The 2,928-nt window shown below is 70.2% G+C and carries 4 protein-coding genes; 1 reads left to right on the forward strand and 3 read right to left on the reverse strand.

Features of this window, described 5'->3' with window-relative positions:
- Together QN345_RS17560 and QN345_RS17565 are read right to left on the reverse strand one after the other, a co-directional pair.
- A partial coding sequence (locus tag QN345_RS17560; protein WP_323508977.1) for a thiamine pyrophosphate-binding protein occupies positions 1 to 714 on the reverse strand: 714 nt, incomplete at its 3' end.
- On the reverse strand, positions 707 to 1,225 hold the full coding sequence (locus QN345_RS17565) for a PLDc N-terminal domain-containing protein (protein WP_134448789.1): 519 nt from the start codon (positions 1,223 to 1,225) through the stop codon (positions 707 to 709). The genes QN345_RS17560 and QN345_RS17565, both read right to left, overlap by 8 nt.
- Before the next feature lie 90 nt (positions 1,226 to 1,315).
- On the opposite strand from QN345_RS17565, the gene QN345_RS17570 reads away from it, so the two are divergent.
- Complete coding sequence (locus tag QN345_RS17570; protein WP_134448788.1) at positions 1,316 to 1,720, forward strand: DUF4229 domain-containing protein; 405 nt, start codon at positions 1,316 to 1,318, stop codon at positions 1,718 to 1,720.
- On the opposite strand, the gene QN345_RS17575 is transcribed toward QN345_RS17570, so the two are convergent.
- Complete coding sequence (locus tag QN345_RS17575) at positions 1,694 to 2,743, reverse strand: 1,4-dihydroxy-2-naphthoate polyprenyltransferase (RefSeq protein ID WP_134448821.1); 1,050 nt, start codon at positions 2,741 to 2,743, stop codon at positions 1,694 to 1,696. The genes QN345_RS17570 and QN345_RS17575 overlap by 27 nt on opposite strands.
- Positions 2,744 to 2,928: the final 185 nt, after the last annotated feature.

The following is a 2,928-nucleotide window of genomic DNA, read 5'->3' on the forward strand; positions in this document are numbered from 1 at the left end:
GCGCTCAAGGGTCACGGGGGCGGAGAGGGGCTCCCGGAAGGCGAGGTTGAGCTGCACGGGACCGGGGTCGAGCGAGCGGCCTCCGGTGGCGGCATCCATCGACCGGGCGGCGAGTTCGGCAGCGCGGACAGCGTCGGAAGAACGGCCCGCACCGTCGGCACGGGACTCGGTGGCATCGCCGGCATGGCCGGCCGGGGCACCGGCAGCAGCAATCGCAGCAGCACCGGGGGCCGGTACGTCGAGGCAGAGCCGGGTCGCGACGCCGAAGAGCCCGGTCTGCACGGTCGTCTGGTTCGAGCGGATGCCGCGGAGTTCGACGGGGCGATCGGCCGTCAGCACGATGAGGGGCACCCCGGAGTGATGGGCCTCGAGCACCGCGGGGTGCAGGTTGGCGACGGCGGTGCCGGACGTGCAGATCACGAGGGCGGGCACGCCGGTCTCGACCGCGAGGCCGAGCGCGAGGAAACCGGCGCCGCGTTCGTCGATGCGCACGTGCAGGCGGACCAGGCCGAGGCGTTCGAGTTCCGCGGCGACCAGGGCGAGCGCCTGCGAGCGGGAACCGGGGCTCACGACGATGTCGCGGATGCCGAGGCTCACGAACGCGCCGAGGAGGGCGACGCTGAAATCGGTCGCGGGGCTGCCGGTGGCCGCCGGACTGGTGAAGGGCAGGCCTTCACCCACGGCCGCGGTGTCGGTCAGGATCGGGTCAGGCATCCCGGCGGCCAGGCAGTTCGCCCTCGCCAGGGTCGGTCGTCTTCTTGGGTTCGGCTGCGGCGGGACCCTTCGCCGGGCCGGTGGACTGGCCCGTCGATGGCCCGGCGTTGCCGGCGGCCTGCCCCTTGCCGGGGCCGGAGTTCTGGCCCTTGCCCGGTCGGTCTGGCTTGTCGGTCGCGTCCGGCTTGTCGAGGTCGGCGAGCTCCTGCTCCATCTGGCGGATGCGCTCCTCCTGGAGCCGGTCCCGGCCGAGGCTCTTCAGAAAATCGGGATCGTCATCGGGGGCCAGCTGCCGCGATGGGCCGCGACCGGGCGCGGAACTCTGGTTGCTGCCACGGCCGATGAACAGCCAGAGGAGGGCGCCGACGACGGGGACCAGGACGATCACAAAGACCCAGACCCAGCGCGGCAATCCGCGGATCCGACCGCGGTCGAAGGTGACACACTCGACGAGCGCATAGACGGTCACGAGAATGACCGCAATTCCTACGACAAGCCACACCTTTACCATCCGCTCATTCTACGTATATCACCCGAGAGATCGGTGAGTACGCAGAGGTCCGCAAATCTAACGATCGGAACCACAATCTATGCTGAAAGTATGAAAGCTGTCCCGTCCTGGCTGAGCTACTCGGTCTACCGCATCCTCATGTTCGCAGTACCCCTCGCGGTACTGCTGATGCTCTCGATCGTCTGGTGGGTCTCCGCCATCGTCGCGGCCCTGATCGGGCTCTGCCTGTCGTACATCTTCCTGCGGAAGCCCAGGGAGCAGGTCGCCCTCGACCTGTACACTGCCCGGCACCCCACCGCTGAGGTCGTACATCCCGACGCGGAGTCGGAGGACGCGGCGATCGACCGTGCCGCCGACGCCGCTGCTTCTGCCGCGGTCGCCTCTGCCGAGGCAGCGGATGCCGCCGGCCGGGCGACGACGCGGGCCGCGGCATCCGCTGCGCCCGTCACGACCGCTGGGTCAGCGGCGTCAGAACGCGAAGGCAGCGCCCAGTAGCAGGCCGTACAGGAGCGCGCTGAAGCTCGTGAGCTTGAGCGCCAGGATGAGCTCGGCCGCGGTCTTCGCTGTGACGGTGATCAGGCACGCCGGAAGGGCGAGCAGGAGCACGAAGAGCACGAACCAGGCGAGCGGGTAGAAGAGCGCGAAGAAGGCCGCGATCGCGAACGGCACGAGCAGCAGCACGCAGAAGACGATGCGGCCGGGCAGGTTGCCGATCAGCACCGCGAGGGTGCGCTTGCCGGACGCCTTGTCCGGGACGATGTCACGCAGGTTGTTGACCATCAGCACGGCGCAGGCGATGAGCCCGATCGCGACCCCGCCGAGCCAGCTCTCAAGGTTCACCGTTCCGACCTGCACGAAGGTCGTGCCCGCGGTTGCGACGAGTCCGAAGAACACGAACACGAACAGCTCGCCGAGGCCGAAGTAGCCGTAGGGACGCTTGCCGCCGGTGTAGAACCAGGCTGCGACGATCGCGGCGGCGCCGACGAGCAGCAGCCACCACTGGCCGCTCAGGATCACGAGCACGAGACCCGCGAACGCGGCGAGCCCGAAGAACGCGAGCGCGACGGTGAGCACGGACCGCGGCCTCGCCGCTCCTCCGCCGGTCAGCCTGGCCGGGCCGACGCGGTAGGCGTCGGTGCCGCGGATGCCGTCGGAGTAGTCGTTCGCGTAGTTCACGCCGATCTGCAGGCAGAGTGCCACGATGAGCGCGAGCAGGGCGCGGACCGGGTGGAAGACGCCCGGGTCGCTCGCGACGATGGCCGCGCCGGTGCCGAGGGCGACCGGGGCGATCGCGAGGGGAAGGGTGCGAAGGCGCGCGCCGGAGATCCAGTCGCCGGCCGTCGCCGGGCCGGAGCGGCCGTGCGCCTCTGCGCCGTTCCGCTTCGCCGGGTTTCCGGATCGACCGGAGTTGGCGGGCTTGCCCGCTGCCTTCCCGGCTGGCTTACCCGCCTGCTTTCCGGACGGCTGTCCGGCGGACGCCGGTGCCCCGAGGGTCTCCGAAGGATTCAATCGCTGCATTTTGGGCCTGACCGGCCGCGCTCCCTGTGCCACGTTTTCATGTTACCGGGCACTTGATAAGAGGATGCCGCGAGTCGGCACCCTCGCGCGACGCGCGCAGATCAACGCCCGTGGCCAGCGCATGCGCCCGCGGCTCAGCCCACGGCCAGTGACCGCGGCTAGGCCCGCACGGGGCCGGCGTCGGC

The sequence above is a fragment of the Cryobacterium sp. 10I1 genome (genome assembly GCF_035019805.1).
Lineage (GTDB): Bacteria > Actinomycetota > Actinomycetes > Actinomycetales > Microbacteriaceae > Cryobacterium > Cryobacterium glucosi.